The sequence below is a fragment of the Paenibacillus sp. FSL H8-0048 genome (assembly GCF_038002825.1).
Lineage (GTDB): Bacteria > Bacillota > Bacilli > Paenibacillales > Paenibacillaceae > Paenibacillus_AQ.
This window is the reverse complement of record NZ_JBBODF010000001.1, coordinates 4,615,290-4,631,735: the sequence shown is the minus strand read 5'-3', so window position 1 is coordinate 4,631,735 and position 16,446 is coordinate 4,615,290. Positions and strand designations below refer to the sequence as shown.

General features: G+C 49.0%; 17 protein-coding genes and 1 tRNA gene. 2 read left to right on the top strand and 16 right to left on the bottom strand.

Going from position 1 to position 16,446, the window contains the following annotated elements; all coding sequences use genetic code 11:
- Positions 1-63: 63 nt before the first annotated feature.
- The 4 genes from NSU18_RS19760 to NSU18_RS19745 all read right to left on the bottom strand — a co-directional run bounded on the left by NSU18_RS19760 (position 64) and on the right by NSU18_RS19745 (position 1,746).
- Positions 64-154, bottom strand: a tRNA-Ser gene (locus NSU18_RS19760).
- 76 nt (positions 155-230) lie between these two features.
- Positions 231-443 carry a DUF951 domain-containing protein gene (locus NSU18_RS19755; RefSeq protein WP_341015514.1) on the bottom strand — a complete coding sequence of 71 codons (213 nt, stop codon included), beginning with the start codon at positions 441-443 and terminating at the stop codon, positions 231-233.
- Positions 443-1,477: a mechanosensitive ion channel family protein gene (locus NSU18_RS19750; RefSeq protein ID WP_341015512.1), complete on the bottom strand. Its 1,035-nt coding sequence runs from the start codon at positions 1,475-1,477 to the stop codon at positions 443-445. The genes NSU18_RS19755 and NSU18_RS19750 overlap by 1 nt, the downstream gene beginning before the upstream one ends.
- Positions 1,474-1,746: a DUF3343 domain-containing protein gene (locus NSU18_RS19745; protein ID WP_341015510.1), complete on the bottom strand. Its 273-nt coding sequence runs from the start codon at positions 1,744-1,746 to the stop codon at positions 1,474-1,476. The genes NSU18_RS19750 and NSU18_RS19745 overlap by 4 nt, the downstream gene beginning before the upstream one ends.
- A gap of 196 nt (positions 1,747-1,942) precedes the next feature.
- Between NSU18_RS19745 and yyaC the strand changes: the two genes are divergently transcribed.
- A complete protein-coding gene (gene yyaC / locus NSU18_RS19740) occupies positions 1,943-2,551 on the top strand; it encodes a spore protease YyaC (RefSeq protein ID WP_341015509.1) in 609 nt (202 codons plus the stop codon).
- On the opposite strand, the gene NSU18_RS19735 is transcribed toward yyaC, so the two are convergent.
- From NSU18_RS19735 to rpmH, 12 genes are all read right to left on the bottom strand, one after another.
- A complete protein-coding gene (locus NSU18_RS19735) occupies positions 2,523-3,023 on the bottom strand; it encodes a DUF4446 family protein (protein WP_341015507.1) in 501 nt (166 codons plus the stop codon). The genes yyaC and NSU18_RS19735 overlap by 29 nt on opposite strands.
- An 86-nt stretch (positions 3,024-3,109) precedes the next feature.
- The gene (locus tag NSU18_RS19730; RefSeq protein ID WP_341015506.1) at positions 3,110-4,273 is read right to left on the bottom strand and encodes an aminotransferase class V-fold PLP-dependent enzyme; all 1,164 of its coding nucleotides are present in this window, start codon (positions 4,271-4,273) and stop codon (positions 3,110-3,112) included.
- A 93-nt stretch (positions 4,274-4,366) separates the two neighbouring features.
- Positions 4,367-5,209 (bottom strand): ParB/RepB/Spo0J family partition protein, encoded by an 843-nt coding sequence (locus NSU18_RS19725; protein WP_341015504.1) that lies wholly within the window; start codon positions 5,207-5,209, stop codon positions 4,367-4,369.
- Positions 5,202-5,963: a ParA family protein gene (locus NSU18_RS19720; RefSeq protein WP_341015503.1), complete on the bottom strand. Its 762-nt coding sequence runs from the start codon at positions 5,961-5,963 to the stop codon at positions 5,202-5,204. The genes NSU18_RS19725 and NSU18_RS19720 overlap by 8 nt, the downstream gene beginning before the upstream one ends.
- 212 nt (positions 5,964-6,175) lie before the next feature.
- Positions 6,176-6,991: a nucleoid occlusion protein gene (gene noc / locus NSU18_RS19715; RefSeq protein ID WP_341015501.1), complete on the bottom strand. Its 816-nt coding sequence runs from the start codon at positions 6,989-6,991 to the stop codon at positions 6,176-6,178.
- A gap of 435 nt (positions 6,992-7,426) precedes the next feature.
- The gene (rsmG, locus tag NSU18_RS19710) at positions 7,427-8,149 is read right to left on the bottom strand and encodes a 16S rRNA (guanine(527)-N(7))-methyltransferase RsmG (protein ID WP_341149834.1); all 723 of its coding nucleotides are present in this window, start codon (positions 8,147-8,149) and stop codon (positions 7,427-7,429) included.
- A 3-nt stretch (positions 8,150-8,152) separates the two neighbouring features.
- Complete coding sequence (gene mnmG, locus NSU18_RS19705) at positions 8,153-10,039, bottom strand: tRNA uridine-5-carboxymethylaminomethyl(34) synthesis enzyme MnmG (protein ID WP_341149833.1); 1,887 nt, start codon at positions 10,037-10,039, stop codon at positions 8,153-8,155.
- Between the two features lie 15 nt (positions 10,040-10,054).
- Positions 10,055-11,431 (bottom strand): tRNA uridine-5-carboxymethylaminomethyl(34) synthesis GTPase MnmE, encoded by a 1,377-nt coding sequence (gene mnmE / locus NSU18_RS19700; protein WP_341015497.1) that lies wholly within the window; start codon positions 11,429-11,431, stop codon positions 10,055-10,057.
- Between the two features lie 81 nt (positions 11,432-11,512).
- Positions 11,513-12,247, bottom strand: coding sequence for an RNA-binding cell elongation regulator Jag/EloR (gene jag, locus NSU18_RS19695; protein ID WP_341015496.1), 735 nt, complete (start codon positions 12,245-12,247; stop codon positions 11,513-11,515).
- The gene (locus tag NSU18_RS19690) at positions 12,244-13,182 is read right to left on the bottom strand and encodes a YidC/Oxa1 family membrane protein insertase (RefSeq protein WP_341015495.1); all 939 of its coding nucleotides are present in this window, start codon (positions 13,180-13,182) and stop codon (positions 12,244-12,246) included. The genes jag and NSU18_RS19690 overlap by 4 nt, the downstream gene beginning before the upstream one ends.
- Positions 13,183-13,269: 87 nt before the next feature.
- A complete protein-coding gene (rnpA, locus tag NSU18_RS19685) occupies positions 13,270-13,620 on the bottom strand; it encodes a ribonuclease P protein component (RefSeq protein WP_036699878.1) in 351 nt (116 codons plus the stop codon).
- 480 nt (positions 13,621-14,100) lie between these two features.
- Positions 14,101-14,235, bottom strand: a complete 135-nt coding sequence (gene rpmH / locus NSU18_RS19680) for a 50S ribosomal protein L34 (protein WP_039295761.1) — start codon at positions 14,233-14,235, stop codon at positions 14,101-14,103.
- Positions 14,236-14,995: 760 nt separating this feature from the next.
- On the opposite strand from rpmH, the gene dnaA reads away from it, so the two are divergent.
- Entirely contained in the window at positions 14,996-16,342 is a 1,347-nt protein-coding gene (dnaA, locus tag NSU18_RS19675) for a chromosomal replication initiator protein DnaA (protein WP_036699882.1), read from the top strand.
- Positions 16,343-16,446: the final 104 nt, after the last annotated feature.

Here is a 16,446-nt window from a genome sequence, read left to right as displayed (position 1 = left end):
CAATACAAAAAAGCCTCCGTATCATAACGGAGGTCTCATCATTTAAGAATATAATTGCTGAAGTGGCGGAGAGGGTGGGATTCGAACCCACGCACGCTGTGACACGCCTAACTGATTTCGAGTCAGCCCCCTTGGGCCTCTTGGGTACCTCTCCGCAGCAAGAATTATCATATCATGCCAAACGCACAAATGCAAGCATTATTCATCTACTCTTCGCTTCCTGAATCAGCTTAATTATTCTCCGCTCCGCCATCCGCTGAATGCAGGACCTTCTTGAGATTCTTTTCGAATTTGGCTCGTGGAATGAGGACGCTGTGCTGACATCCGGTGCACTTAATCCGGATATCCATCCCCATGCGGATGATCTCCATCTCATTCGTTCCGCACGGATGCTGCTTCTTCATCTGCACAATATCACCCAGCCCGAATACCTTGCGTTCCATTAGTCCTCCCCCTCCTCTGCCTCTTGCGCAGCTGCCACCTGCCTTCTTGGGCTGGCCTCCTGCTCCTCATGGGCTCTGCGGGCTGCCTCTTCGCGTTCCCGCTCACGGGCTGCCTCAGCCTCTCTTTCCTCTCTCTCCGCCTGCTCACGGGCCTCCTGCTCGGCCTTAGCGGCCTCCAGGGCACTCTGCTTCTCCAGAGCCTGCTTGATATCATTCTGAATCTGCCGCTCGGCGGCGTCTCTGGCGTTAGGCAGGCAATTCGCCGCTATGCGGATGACATACTCAGAGGTGCTCATCGACTGGATTCCCAGAATATTAGGATAGGCAATGACACTGGAGCTGCGTTCCTCAATGCCTTGAAGCGCCTCCCCGATCAGTGCCAGAGTGGCTTCGAGCCCGCGCTCGATTTTGACCGGAACATCAACCACAGCCAGTGCATTCGCCAGCGAATAATTCGTCACATTCACAATCGTGCCGTTAGGAATGATGTGGACCTCGCCCGTTGTACTTAACAGTCTGGTCGTTCTCAGGCCAATCATCTCTACCGTTCCTTTATAGGTTCCGCTCTGGATGACATCCCCGACTGCGAATTGATCCTCGAATATAATGAAGAATCCGGTAATCACATCTTTGACCAAACTTTGTGCACCGAAACCTATCGCCAGCCCTACCACACCTGCTCCAGCAAGCAGCGGCTTCAAATCGAAATTGAACTCCGACAGAACCAGCAGAATCATAGTGAAGTTACAGAAGAAGGTAACCACATTCTTCATCAGTCCGCCGACGGTAGAGAAGCGCCGGTTATTGACTAACGCCCTCCCCCTCGTCTCCCGCTCAAGAGACCGGTCAATCACATTGGAGACCACTTTGATAATCACCCGGGTCAGAATGAAAATCAGCAGAATCCGTATCCCCGAAAACAGCACAGTGGCCCACATATCTGCATTGCTTAGCCAGTCCCATACCTTATCCTTGAAGCGCACAGCATCCTTGAGGGCATCTCCGCCTGTTGTCTCGAGCAGCCAGTTATTCATCTAGTCCCACCTTCTTCCCCTACCTCTATATACCCGTCACCCTGAGCAGCTTTGGCATAGATTCCGCGGATCTCTATACTTTGCTCTTCTACAATGACCCGCACCTCTTCCAGTGCACTCCGTGAGAATTGAATCGACATCGCACAGCCGGCGGTGATTTCCTTGGGCGTAGGGAAGATATCGATTTCAATTTCCGCATATTCAAGCAGCATTTCGGCGCGCAGCGCCTGCTGGGTCGAATCAAACGCTATCAGCAGTTCCTCCTCCACACTCACGCCTCCCCTGGGCTTTTGGTCCTATCTATTGCTGCCATAGTATAAAAAACCACTTCCATCCATATACTAGGATCATCAGCACACGCTCCCGCGGACGTAAGCCTTGCATAATCAGCAGTCTGGCAGCCTGACCGCTTATTCAGCTGATCTTCCCGTGATTTGCAGTCGCCGCCTCAGAAAGGACGATTATATGAATTTCTCTTCCAAAGCAACACCACTGCAAGAACCATCCTGTTTAAAAATATCACATGCTGACCCCAATATCTATTCTGCCATTACCCACCGTCTGCTGTTCCACTTTTCGCGCACACGTCCGGATACACCCATTGTCATTATCTGCGTGGGCACGGACCGTTCGACCGGCGATTCCCTTGGACCTTTGGTCGGCACGACACTGGCCCGCTTTCACAGCCCGCTGTTTCATCTCTACGGAACGCTGGAGGAGCCGGTACATGCCATTAACCTGGAAGAGACAGTGGGCCTTGTATACCAAAAGCATGCCAACCCGTTCATCATCGCCATCGATGCCTGCCTCGGCCAGTCCACCAGCGTCGGCTGCATCCAGGTGGTTGAAGGTCCGCTGCGTCCCGGTGCAGGGGTCAACAAGCAGCTTCCCCCAGTTGGCGATATCCATTTGACCGGTATCGTTAATGTGGGAGGATTCATGGAATACTTCGTATTGCAGAACACCAGATTAAGCCTGGTGATGCGATTGTCGGATATTATTTCATCCAGCCTCTACTCTGCCTTGAAGCAGTGGAACCTGCATGCTAGATCTGCTGCAACGCGAGAGCAATAACTTCCTTCTCCTCCGGTGACAGAGCATACGTTGATTCTCCCTGTTCAACCGGTTTAGCATAGATATATGAGTTCTCGCGGTTGTGCAGACTGCTCAGCACAATCCCGCTGTGGTTGTCATCCAGAATGGCAAGCGAGAAGCTCAGGTCGTTACCGCGTTCTCCAAAAGCATTATAGCGCTTCATGGCCACCTTCGACTTCATGCCGCGCATTTTGGTATGTGCTGCCTCAAGCAGCGCCTTTTGCTCCTGCTGGGCCTCCTCCAGCATATCCCCCTGATTCTTCAGGTTGACCAGCAGATTCTCCAAATCCTCGATGCCATTCCCGCTCATCATAGCTTCATACCGGCTGCGCATTCTGCGAAGCTTGGCCCCTTGGACGATCATCAGAATAGCCATCAATATGATTACCCCTGCAAAGCCCATGATGAACGCCGATAAATACTCATTTATTACTTCATTTAACTCCGACATGTTGAATCATCCTTTATACAAAAATAAGAATTCCTACGCTGCAACAACACCGACCTGTATTATCCACCTGAATCCTTATCCACTTATTAGCTTGAACGCGATGCGCCGTACATTTCCTCCATGGCTAACAGCAGCCGCTGAACATCTGCTTCCGTGGAGCTTACTCCCACACTCGCCCGTACCGCTCCGCTATCCAAAGTGTCTGCTGCCTGATGAGCCAGCGGTGTGCAGTGCATGCCCGCACGCACAGCGATCTGGTATTCGCGGTCCAGCCGGTGGGCAATATGCGCCGATTCCTGCCCCTCTACGACAAAAGCCACAATTCCGCTACGCGGAGCGCCTGGCGCCGGACCCAAAATCCGCATGCCCGGAATAACAGCCAAGCCCTCCATCAAGAGCTGTGTCAGCTTCCATTCCTGCATATGAATCTGTTCTATTCCCAGCGCCTTAACCGTCTTCAAGCCTGCCAGCAGACCGGCTATGCCGACAGCATTTTGTGTCCCTGCCTCATAACGGTCCGGACGAACATTGGGCTGTTCACTATTCTCCGACTGACTGCCAGTCCCTCCATGCAGTAGCGGCTCCAGGTCCAGCCCAGGGGAGATGTACAGCCCCCCTGTTCCTTGCGGACCGAGCAGCCCTTTATGTCCCGGAAATGCCAGCAGATCAATATTCATGGCCGCCACATCAATATTCAGTGCTCCTGCACTTTGAGCTGCATCAACCAGGAAGACAGCTCCATGTGATTTCACCATGTCACCGATATCCCCAATCGGCAGAATACTTCCCAGCAGATTCGAGCTATGATTGCAGATCACCATACGGGTGTTAGGACGCAAAGAGCGCTGAAGCTCCTGAAGATTGATTTGGCCCTCGCGGTCCGCCTGTATATAATCCACTTCAACGCCAATGCTCCGGCGCAAATACTCCAAGGGTCTGCGCACCGAATTATGCTCCGTCATCGTTGACACGACATGATCCCCTGGTTGAAGTGTACCCTTAATGGCCATATTTAGCCCCATAGTAGTGTTATGAGTAAACGCAATATCCTGGGCATTCGCTACACCAAACAACTCTGCCAGCAGCAGCCGTGCACGGACCAATACCCGCCCCGTCCCCATCGCGAGCGAGTAGTTCCCCCGCCCGGCATTGGCACCTGACTGTTCTAAGGCCTCCACCATAGCTACGGCCACCTCTGGCGGCTTGGGCCACGAAGTAGCAGCGTGATCGAGATAGACCAATCTCTCCATCTTTCACCCTCCCTCTTTTCGATTTAAAAAACATACCCCTCCATATCCGTATTAAGGATATCTCAGGATATGTTTTCGGCACAAATATCCAAATCAGTTCCCCAGTAACTCCAGCAATCTTTCCAGGTCTTGGGCACTGTAATAGTTTAATTCGATTTTCCCTTTTTCCTTACCTTGTTTGATTTTGACGGTTGTCTTGAACCGTTCGCGTAGTACTTCCTCGACATTATCAATATAAGGATCGCGTTTTACAACTTTAGCTTTAATCCCGTTAGCAGGCTTGCGGTCGAGATTCTTCACTACCTCTTCCAGTTCTCTAACGCTCCACTGAAGCTCCACACACTGTGCAGCCAATTGCTTAATTACCTCCGAATCTTTCAAGGCAACAATTGCCCGGGCATGCCCCATCGAAATTGTTCCACGTGAAACATAATCTTTCACTTCCTCCGGTAAACTAAGCAACCGCAAAAAGTTAGCGATATGAGATCTGGACTTTCCAACTTTAAGAGAAAGCTCTTCCTGGGTCAGGGAGAATTGATCCATCAGTCCTTGATAAGCAACTGCTATTTCCATCGCGTTAAGATTCTCACGCTGCAGGTTCTCGATCAGGGCAATCTCCATCACCTGCTGATCACTAAGGCTGCGGATCACCGCAGGAATCGTAGCTTTGCCGCAGTATTGCGAGGCCCTGAATCTGCGTTCCCCGGCAATAATCTCATACCCTTTCAACACACTGCGAACAATGATCGGCTGGATCACTCCATGCTGTCTTATGGATTCTGCAAGCTCCTGGATAGCCTCTTCATTGAAATCCTTGCGTGGCTGATAAGGATTGGCTCTGAGCTGCGTTAATGGAATCTCTACCACCTTATCGTCCTCATTGATCGACAGAGAAGGTATTAATGCATCTAAGCCTTTCCCTAAGCGCTTACTCATAAGAGATCACTTCCTTTGCCAACTCTAAATATACTTCCGCTCCCTTGGAACGGGAGTCATAGGTAATAATTGACTGTCCATGTGAAGGGGCTTCACTTAAGCGTACATTTCGCGGAATAATCGTTTTATATACCTTTTCCTGGAAGTATTTCTTCACTTCTTCAATCACCTGAATTCCCAGATTAGTCCTGGCATCCAGCATCGTGAGTAATACTCCCTCTATTTTGAGATGCGGATTAAGATTCTTTTGAACCAGTCTTACAGTATTGAGCAACTGGCTTAATCCTTCAAGCGCATAATATTCACATTGTATAGGGATGATCACTGAGTCAGCAGCTGTTAGAGAGTTAATGGTAAGAATCCCTAATGATGGCGGACAATCTATGATGATGTAATCATAATTTGCCTTCACTGCATTCAGTGCCTTCTTCAGCTTCAGTTCCCGCGATATCGTAGAGACCAACTCGATCTCTGCTCCTGCCAGCTGAATCGTTGCCGGAATAATATGAAGGCCCTCAATCCGGGTTTCCTGGATCGTTTCCTGCGGATTTGCTTCATTAATAAGAATATCATAAATGCAATTCTCTACATCTGCTTTGTTGACGCCAACGCCGCTCGTAGTGTTGCCTTGCGGATCAATATCAACAAGCAGCACTCTCTTTCCCAGAGTAGCCATGCTGGCACCCAGGTTCACAGAGGTTGTTGTTTTACCTACCCCGCCTTTTTGATTTGCTATGGCAATAATCTTGGACACTTATTTCACCTCGAATTGTTTAGAAAGAATCATCTTGTAGTTCTTAGCTGTTAACGGCATAATAATCTGGTTCTACGGCATCACGTTTGCGGAGATGTAGACAAATACAAATAGACAATAACTTATCCTTAGAGTGTATATGTGATAACGTTCGGAGCTAGTCATACAAAAGGCGGCCAACACCTCAGGGCCGCCTTCAGCTTTTGTTGCCATTATCGTTTTGGAATTTGAATTACAATCTCATAATGATCTCCACGGTCGTTCTCGGAGGTCTTAATCTCCATTCCTGAGCCGGTCACCATGTCTATAGATTGGCGGATTGTATTAAGAGCGAGACGGACATCTTTGGTATAGGAGGTCCGTTTTGATTTTTTGGTCTGGGTAACGGCCTTGTAGAAGGCGATACGTGCTTCCGTTTGTTTTACATTCAATTCCTTAGCAATAACCTCAGCGAGTACCTTAAGCTGCATCTCCTCACTGTCCAGCGACAAGAGCGAGCGTGCATGGCGCTCAGTGATTTTTCTTTCCATTAATGCCGTCTTGACCTGTTCGGGCAAATTCAGCAAGCGAATTTTGTTGGCTATCGTGGATTGGCTTTTGCCTAGCCGCTGAGCCAGACTCTCCTGGGTCAATTGATGCAAGTCAATCAGCTTCTGATACGCGATCGCCTCTTCAATAGAGGTTAAGCCCTCACGCTGCAAGTTCTCGATCAGTGCAATCGATGCAGCCTGTGAATCATTGAATTCGCGGACAAGTGCCGGAATAGTGTCCATGCCCAGCTTTTTAACTGCCCGCCAGCGTCTTTCGCCTGCAATAATCTCATACTGGGAATCACGCATACGCACAACGATCGGCTGGATCACGCCATGAGTTTTGATAGTCTGACACAACTCGTCGATCTTCTCATCATCGAAAATTGTCCGTGGCTGATACGGACTGCTGATGACCTCATGAACCGGGATTTGTTTGATCTCTTCTCCGCTGCTCCGCTCGGTAAATCCAAAAAGCTTGGTGAATTGTTCTTTCATTCCGTTCATAACCACCTAATTTCGTTATAGTACGATCCTCTTAACCTTTCATGCGAAAAGCTTATCGTACAGCGTAAGAAAAGTATCCGTAAGCCATTCATAGCTACTTCTCTTAAAAGACGGCCTGGCATTCATTCTGATCACATCTATTAAAAGTCTTACTATATTATTCTATCACTTTTCTACTAATAATCCTATTCTCCATAATGACCTATTTTTCCTGCAAACCAGCCTCAACTGACCCAGCATTCCGCAAGTGGAAGCTGCTTTGCCGTCCTTTTGAAGGACAGCTCCGTTTCAGCGAGAAATATAATGATAAGTTTTGGAATGAAACACATATAAATTCTTATTAATCAAAAAAAGATCAAGCTCACATTCGCATGAGCTTGATCCAGTAAAACAGAAGACTGTCAAATGTTGTTTCACGTGAAACAATTAGATGAGCGGCGACTTCGCAGGTACGCCAGGCTTGCGCGGATACTTCGACGGAGTGGCCCCAGTCTTGCGTACAAGAATGATATGCCGGGAAGATTCTTCCACTGGAAGACTGAAGGATTCTACCTTGTACAATTCAGCACGCAGTTCCTTGAAGCTGCGCTTGGCTTCTTGCAGTTCCTCCGTCGGATCACTCCCCTTCATGGCAGCGAAGATGCCGTCCTTGCGGGTGAAGGGCAGACAGAATTCATTCAGAAGCGATAAGCGGGCCACCGCGCGAGCAGTGACTACATCATAAGCATCCCGGTGAACAAACTGTCTGGCGACATCCTCTGCCCGGCCGTGAATGAGCTTTACACCCTTCACCCCCAGAGTGTCACAGACATGCTGCAGGAAAGTGATCCGTTTGCTAAGTGAATCCACAATCGTCAGCTTAAGATCAGGGAAGCATATTTTTAGCGGAATTCCAGGGAACCCTGCCCCCGAGCCGATATCAGCTAGACTCTTCGTCTCCTCCATATTCACATAAAAGGCTAAAGATAAAGAATCATAGAAGTGCTTGGTATATACCTGGCTCCGCTCTGTAATCCCCGTCAGATTCATCTTCTCATTCCAGGAGACCAGCTCCTGATAATAGAGTTCAAATTGTTCAAGCTGCTTCATTGAAAGTTCCAGCCCATGCTCCTTGAGCAGGGAAGTGAATTCGGCTACCGTTGTATCCATAGATTATCCTTTCGCCGCTGTTACACGGTTGTAGTGCTCCAGATAGACCAGCAGAATTGAAATATCTGCCGGGGTAACGCCTCCTATACGCGAAGCCTGCCCAATTGAAATGGGAGCGATTTGGGTCAGCTTTTGCCGCGCCTCCATGGCCAACCCATGAATCTCATTATAGTTGATATCGTCAGGAATCTTCTTCTGCTCCATCTTCTGCAGCTTCTCTACATGCTGGAGCTGTTTCTCAATATAACCGGCATACTTAATCTGAATCTCCACCTGCTCCTTCATTTCTTCATCAAGCTCTTCCGGAGCAGGTGAAATGATATCCACGAAGCTGTAGGCTATCTCAGGGCGGCGCATTAAGGTCAACAGGTTGCTTCCGTCAACAATTGGTGCAGAACCATAACTGGCTAGGGCTTCATTCACTTGAATCGGCTTAACCTTTGTCTCCTGCAGACGGATAATCTCACGGTCGACCCGTTCCTTCTTATCAAGGAAGGCTTCATAGCGCTGCTCTGTAATCAGACCAATATCATAACCGATTGGTGTCAGCCGGAGATCCGCATTATCATGACGGAGCAGCAGACGGTATTCCGCACGGGAAGTCAACAGGCGATAAGGTTCATTCGTTCCCTTGGTGACAAGATCATCGATCAGCACGCCAATATAACCCTGCGAACGGTCCAGCACCACTGGCTCTTTCTCCTGTACTTTACGCGCAGCATTGATACCGGCAATAACCCCCTGCCCTGCCGCTTCTTCATAACCGGAGGTCCCGTTGATTTGTCCTGCAGTGAATAGTCCAGGCAGACGTTTGGTTTCCAGCGACGGCCAGAGCTGCGTGGGAACCATAGCATCATATTCAATGGCATAGCCGTTGCGCATCATCTCTACCTTTTCCATACCGGGAATAGACCGCAGGACTGCCAGCTGCACATCCTCAGGAAGGCTTGTCGACAGACCTTGTACATAGTATTCCGATGTGTTTTTACCTTCCGGCTCCAGGAAGATCTGATGCTGTGATTTATCACTGAACCGGACGACCTTATCTTCAATAGAAGGACAGTAACGCGGACCCGTTCCTTCAATAATACCGGTAAACATCGGTGCCCGGTGCAGATTGTCATTAATGATCTGGTGGGTAACCGGAGAGGTGTAGGTCAACCAGCAAGGCAGCTGCTCATTATCTGAGGATTTGGTTTCATAAGAGAAGAATTTCAGCTTCTCATCACCCGGCTGGATTTCTGTCTTGGAGAAATCAATTGAATCCTTGTGGACACGCGGCGGTGTTCCTGTCTTGAAACGGACCAGATCGAACCCCAGTTCGCGCAAATTCTCGGACAGCCGTACGGACGGCTGCTGATTATTTGGTCCGCTCTCATACGTCAGCTCACCCATAATCACTTTGCCGCGCAGATAGGTCCCGGTTGTCAGAATAACGGTCTTGCTGTGATATACCGTCCCGGTCTTCGTCACCACTCCGGCGCAGCGTCCATCCTCCACGATCAGCTCCTCCACCATCCCCTGGCGCAGAGTCAGGTTAGGAGTCTTCTCCATCGTTTCTTTCATCGCATGCTGATAGAGGAACTTGTCTGCTTGAGCACGCAAAGCATGAACCGCAGGCCCCTTGCCTGTATTAAGCATTCTCAGTTGGATGAACGTCTTATCTATATTGCGGCCCATTTCTCCGCCGAGTGCATCAATTTCACGCACCACATGGCCCTTGGCGGGTCCGCCAATCGATGGATTACATGGCATGAAAGCCACCATATCCAGGTTAATTGTGATCATCAGTGTGCGGCAGCCCATCCGTGCAGCAGCCAGGGCTGCTTCGCAGCCGGCATGACCGGCACCGATGACGATAACGTCATAGCTGCCTCCATCATAATTCATAACGCTTCCTCCTTCTTATTTGCCGAGGCAGAATTGCGAGAAGATCTGGTCCAGCAGCGAATCAGCTGCCGTATCTCCAATGATCTCCCCCAGCTGCTCCCAGGCCAGACGTACATCAATCTGTATCATATCTATAGGAATCAGCATCTCCGCTGCTTCATAGGCATCCTGTAGTGATTTATATGCCTTCTTAAGCAAGGCTATATGCCTAACATTGCTTACATAGGTCAGATCGCCCGATTCCAGCTTACCCCCGAAGAACAGTTCAGAGATCGCCTCTTCCAGTGTGTCTAGTCCTTCCTCTTCCAGCACAGACATCGGTACAATACTCGCTTCATCGAAAAAGGAGCGCAGCCTCCCCGTGTCCAGACGGGACGGTAAGTCCATTTTATTCATGATGACCAGCGCTTGTCTACCGTGGATTTGTTCCATCAGTGCCAGCTCATCCTCATGAAGCTCCTCATTGGCATTCAGCACGAGCAGAATCAAATCTGCATCGCCGAAAGCCGCCTTCGAGCGCTCCACACCGATTCTCTCCACCACATCCATTGTTTCACGGATACCGGCAGTATCCAGCAGCTTCAGCGGGATATTATTAATCGTTACATACTCTTCTATCACATCACGCGTTGTTCCCGGAATATCGGTCACAATCGCCTTGTTGTCACGGGCAAGCGCGTTCAGCAGTGAGGACTTCCCAACATTGGGCCGGCCCACAATAGCCGTGGTAATCCCTTCGCGCAGAATCTTTCCTTCATTGGCTGTCCGAAGCAGCTTATCTATGCCTTGCATAACCTCTTGACTCTTATCCTTGATGAAATCGGCAGTTAAGGATTCCACATCATGCTCAGGGTAATCAATATTCACTTCAATATGGGCCAGTGTCTCAATAAGGGTGTGCCGAAGCTCATGAATACGTGCGGACAACGAGCCGCTAACCTGCTTGAGCGCAACTGAGAAGGCCCGGTCCGACTTGGAACGAATCAGATCAATCACGGCCTCGGCCTGCGACAGATCAATCCGCCCGCCCAGGAAGGCACGTTTCGTGAACTCTCCCGGCTCAGCCAACCGGATATCCTGCTGCAGCAGCAGGTCCATCACTCTTCTTACAGAGATTACACCGCCATGGGCGCTAATCTCCACCACATCCTCCGTGGTAAAAGAGCGCGGTCCCTTCATGACGGTTACCAGTACCTCTTCCAGCTGTTCCCCGTCCTGCGGACTGACGATATGTCCATAATGCACGGTATGAGAATCGGCTTCCGTAAGGGGAATGCGGCTTTTGAACAAGGGGGCCACTTGGGGGATTGCCTGCGGTCCGCTAACCCGGATGATGGCGATACCCCCCTCGCCCAGGGCTGTCGATACAGCGGCAATAGTGTCACTAAGCATGTTGTAATTCACCTCAGGATTTGGTATTTAAAAAAACAATGACTCCTCGCATAGGTCAAGGAGTCATTGCGGCATATGATTCTACTTCAATGTTATAACGACGCGGCGGTTCGGTTCTTCACCCTTGCTGAGAGTGTTCACCTGCTTGTGATCCTGTAATCTGGAATGAATGATCTTGCGTTCCTGCGGGGACATGGGCTCCAGAACCACCTCTTTGCGGGTCCTCACCACACGCCCGGCCAGACGGTCAGCCAGCTCCTCCAGTGTCTTCTTGCGGCGCTCCCGGAAATTCTCCGCATCCAGCACGAGCCGGATGAAGCTGTCAGAATACCGGTTGGCCACAATATTAGCCAAATACTGCAAAGCATCGAGAGTTTGTCCTCTTCTGCCAATCAGCAGCCCAAGCTCAGGACCGGAAATTTGCAGAACAGTTGATTCCTTGGCATGAACGATTTCAACTTCCACCTCAAGCCCCATGCTCTTGGCGACATCTACAATGAAATGAACGGCCTGACCGTATGCTTCTTCTGCCGGGTGTCCGGAATCCTGGCGCGGTACACCGCTGATCGCCTCTGTATTGCTCTCTCTTGTTGTCTGCTGAGACAGTAGCGGAGCACTCGCCGCTGATGCCGGTGCGGCTTCCGGGATTAAGGTCAATTCCACCTTGGCACCCTTCGCACCGATCAATCCAAGGAATCCTTTTGACGGCTGTTCAAGTACGTTGACCGTTACCCGGTCCTTGTGAACTCCAAGCTGATTAAGTCCCCGTTCTACAGCTTCTTCAATGGTTTTCCCTGTCGCGACGACTTTGCTCATTTTGACTTTTTGACCCCCTTCTTCCCATTGCTTCCGTTTCCTTTAGCATTAGGAGTTACATCTTTGCGGGCGTTAGAGTTGCTGTTCTTGCTCTTCGTCAGGTTGACATCCTTAGTCTTGCTGTTGCCTGCACCAGCCGTAGCGCTGGCAGCGGTAAGTGCAGCTTTGTGCTTATCATTGTTGCGGTACAGGAAGTAGTTCTGAACAATGGTGTAAATATTGCTGTATACCCAGTACAGAGGCAGAGCAGCCGGGAAGTTGTAGGACATGATGAAGATCAGAACCGGATAGACCATCATCATGAACTGCATTGGACCCTGCTGTTGGACCGGGTTCATCTTGGTCATCATGCGGGTCTGAATGAAGGTAGTTGCGGCAGCAAGAACCGGCAGGATGAACAGGTGATCGGGTTTGCCAAGCTGCAGCCACAGGAAGTCATGTAATCTAAGATCCGGATTGTAGTAGATCGAGTTGTATAGGGCGATAAAGATTGGCATTTGCACAATCAGCGGCAGACAGCCCGCCATTGGATTGACCTTATTCTCCTGGAACAGGCGCATCGTTTCCTGCTGTACCTTTTCAGGCTCATCTTTATATTTTTTCTTAATCTTCTCAAGTTCCGGTTGAATTGCCTGCATGGCACGTGAGCTCTTCACCTGCTTAATCGTAAGCGGAAGAATCAGTGTGCGAACAATGATAACCATTACAAGAACGGCTAGGCCATACTGGCCGTTGAACCACTTCGCGAAAGTATCCAGGGCAATGGCGAAATAATACACAACATTACTCTGCCAGAAGCCTCCATTTTTCAAATCCTCCGTAGTGTGCGTCACTGTTGTCGCAGACGGAGAGCATCCCGACAGAACAGCGATCATTAGAACCATTAACCCGAGGAGAAGAAACATTTTTCCTCGCTTAGTCTTCATTAGAGACACTTCAAAACCCCTCTCATAAACATTCCTTTGCACCGTAAATCATAACATAATTATGGATACAAATAAACAAGCCCTCTTCAGGCTCTTTTACTTGCGTAAAGCCTTGAGCAGCTTGGCTTTGCGCAGCACATGCAGCACGCTTTTCTCCAGCTCGGCGTAATCCTTGGAGAGCGCTCCTTTTCTGACAATGAAAACGATATCCAGATTGCCGGCAATTTCCGCCTCGTGATGACGGACAATCTCCTTGACCAGCCTTCTCATCCGGTTGCGGACTACGGCATTCCCGACCTTCTTGCTGACGGATATGCCCACGCGGAATCGTTCCACTTCTCTTCTGGGGAACCAATACACCACATACTGATGATTCGCAAATGACTTCCCATGGCGGTATACGCGGCTGAAGTCGGCACGGTTTCGTAATCGTAAGCTTTTGTGCACGGGAATCTCCTATTCAAATACCGGAATTGCTCCAGGCTCCGGAATTTCATCTTCTAATTAGTATTGTCATTCAAGGGAGACCATAAACACTTACCGGGGCGGCCCTGGAGATCCCCTGCCGACAATCATAGACAGCTTGTGAAAGCTACAATCAAGTGAATTTGAATTCTTATATCTTCAAGTGGAAACGGCTTTGCCGTCCTTTTAAAGGACGGTACCGTTTCAGCGAGAAATAGAAGGATAAGTTATCGTGGGCAACATATAAATTCTTATATTTTAAAAAAAGCCCCGCAGTAGCGTTAACATCCCCTGCAGAGCCTATCATTTATTGTTGCCGCAGCAGAAGTAATGCGTGGGTTATCCGCTCGCTGAGCGTCATCCCATTCTGCGCTATATATAGAAGAGAAATAAAAACAGCTGATGCATTCTGCAAATAAAGCGTAAAAAAGGACCACAGCAGTGGTCCCAAAGTGGCCTATCTTACGCACTCAAAACTTTTCTGCCTTTCAAGCGGCGGGCTGCCAGCACTTTGCGGCCGTTTTTCGTGCTCATTCTTTTGCGGAAACCATGCACCTTTTTGCGTTTGCTCACATTTGGTCTGAATGTCGGTCTCATGTATTGCACCTCCCTTACAGGAACATAATTACTGTCATATTAAGCAGAAACGGACTAAGCCGCCCTTAAAGTAGGGACAGTATCTACAAGTATTATCAATTTAATTTGGAGACATATCCTCACAGAAAACACCTTTATATATTTAAACATATTTTTGCTCCAAAAGTCAACCATTTCTCTTTCTCCCTCTTTTTCAGGTTGCTCCCCTTCAACCCCCGTTTTTTGAGACCAGCCTGGAAGCCGGAAACTTATGCCCAGCGTGCCCGTCTCTTCACTGCTCCTAACTCTAACCGCTTATCCACAAAGGAACACATCCAAAATAATAATCCACAGGCTTGTCCAGTTATCCACCTGTTATTAATTCCGGGCGGATTTTGCTCACAGGTGAGCACAACCTGTGTATAAAAAAAATGGCGCAGTCGCGGAAACTGTCGAACGGTAAACAAATTATCAACAATATGTAGTGGTGTGCCTAAAAATTATACACAAGTGATTGAATTTGTGGATAAAATAGCGTCGCTCATTGAAAAATAAGGGGCGTTTTGCTATGATGGTATTACTTTTGAATGTGAATAGATTTGTTTGTTCAATAAATTATCAACAAGCTGTGGATAAAGTTGTGAACAATTCAAATTTATCCATATTTTTTTGTCTCTTGAAGTTGCATACTGGGGATAAGATTCAGCACCAACCCATTTTCTTCGACATTTCCACTTCATGGCTGATGCCACATTTGGAAGATTTAAAGGAGTGACAGTCTGTGGACAGCCATACTTCCGAATTATGGCAGCAAATATTATCGATTATTCAAACCAAACTAAGCAAGCCGAGCTTCGATACCTGGTTCAAGGCCACCAAGGCCATGACATTCAATTCCCAGGCACTTATCATCTCGGCGCCTACAACTTTTGCCGTAGAATGGCTGGAAAGTCGCTATACCAAACTGGTAGGAGCAACGGTTTATGAAGTTACCGGACAACAGGTGGAAGTCAAATTTGTCATTGAGGAGAACAAACCCTCTGAGCCTGTGGTTCAGCAAAGTGCGCCTACTCCCGTTGTGTCGCGCGAAGAGGCGCAGACACATTTGCTCAATCCCAAATACACCTTCGACACGTTCGTGATCGGTTCAGGCAACCGTTTTGCGCATGCAGCCTCCCTTGCTGTAGCCGAAGCGCCGGCCAAAGCCTATAACCCTCTGTTTCTGTATGGAGGCGTTGGTCTCGGAAAAACTCACCTGATGCATGCGATCGGCCATTATGTGCTGGAGCATAACCCCAACAACAAGGTGATTTACATCTCCTCCGAGAAGTTCACGAATGAATTCATCAACTCCATCCGTGATAACCGCGGCGAAAGCTTCCGCAACAAGTACCGCAATGTTGACATTTTGCTGATTGACGACATCCAATTCCTGGCCGGCAAGGAATCCACGCAGGAGGAATTTTTCCATACGTTCAATGCTCTTCACGAAGAACGCAAGCAAATTATCATCTCAAGCGACCGGCCTCCGAAGGAAATCCCTACACTGGAAGAACGGCTGCGCTCACGGTTTGAATGGGGACTGATTACAGATATTCAGCCTCCCGATCTGGAGACGCGGATTGCCATTCTGCGCAAGAAGGCGAAGGCGGAGAACCTGGATATCCCAAACGAAGCCATGATGTACATCGCCAACCAGATCGACACGAATATCCGGGAGCTTGAAGGCGCGCTGATTCGTGTAGTGGCTTATTCTTCCCTGACGAACCAGGATGTAACGACACATCTGGCTGCTGAAGCGCTGAAGGATATCATCCCTTCGAGCCGTCCGAAGATGATTACCATTAACGATATTCAGCAAAAAGTCGGTGAATACTACAATTTGCGTATGGAGGACTTCAAAGCGCGGAAACGCACGAAGGCTGTGGCTTTTCCAAGGCAGATTGCCATGTATCTCTCCCGCGAGCTGACGGATTATTCGCTTCCTAAGATCGGCGAGGCCTTCGGAGGACGCGACCATACGACAGTTATCCATGCCCATGAGAAGATTACGCAGCAATTAAAGGTAGACCAGGAGCTCTATAAAGTGGTAAATAATCTTTCGGAGAAAATTAAAAATCCTTCCTAAGAGGAACAAAGAGCCTATACACAATCTATACACATGTGGGTAGGCTTAATTTTATGCTGTTTAGCGACTTATCCACATAAACGGAGCCCCTACTACTAATACTA